This window comes from Kingella pumchi (genome assembly GCF_022288825.1).
Taxonomy (GTDB): Bacteria; Pseudomonadota; Gammaproteobacteria; order Burkholderiales; family Neisseriaceae; genus Kingella_D; species Kingella_D pumchi.
In genome coordinates, this window is sequence record NZ_JAKOOW010000065.1 from 1 (window position 1) to 675 (window position 675).

General features: G+C 45.5%; 1 pseudogene. It reads left to right on the forward strand.

Annotated features, from left to right (window positions below):
• Positions 1-489: 489 nt before the first annotated feature.
• Positions 490-675: pseudogene (locus MB824_RS10810) on the forward strand (hypothetical protein); the annotation flags it as partial.

The following is a 675-nucleotide window of genomic DNA, read 5'->3' on the forward strand; positions in this document are numbered from 1 at the left end:
AAGATGTTCAAGACGTATTAGATAGGGAAGTTTTGGATAGGGATCTGTTTTTGATTATTAGGTTGGATGGAACTTTATTGATGGTTTATTTGAGAGAGTCTGGAAGATGGATGTGTTTTGTTTAAAAGCATCCGCCGACAGGCGGACAGCCGCGCAAGCGGCGGCCGGCAGGCGGCGGATGCAGCCCCCCCCTAGGCTAATAGGGGGGGAGCAAGAAAAAAAGCCCCTAAGTACCAAAACGGGGGAGCAGTTTAGGTTTATCCGAATGACTTTTTAATCAAGATTTAAAACATCTATGAATGTGGATTTTAAAAAATACTGGCTGTTTAGTCATTGTCTCGTCAATTTCATGCGAGACGTATGCGGCTGGGATGACAAGCGCATTATTCGCGAACTCATGGGCGAATCAGAGCTAGGCGAGGCAAGAAAAGCCCAAGCGGCGGAGCAGTAAATTAAGCAATCAAAACCAAATCCGATTTAACTAAAACTATGAATAACGTCGATTTTCAAAAATACAAGCGGTTCAGCCATGCCCTAACTGTTCGCGGCAAGCTGATTGAAATACCGCTGCGCAAAGGCGAAAAAGACGCCGCATTCATAGACGGCATAACCTTCACCATCAACAAAAAAGACATTGAACACCTGTGCAAGACCTTTTGCACCGACGACGCCCAA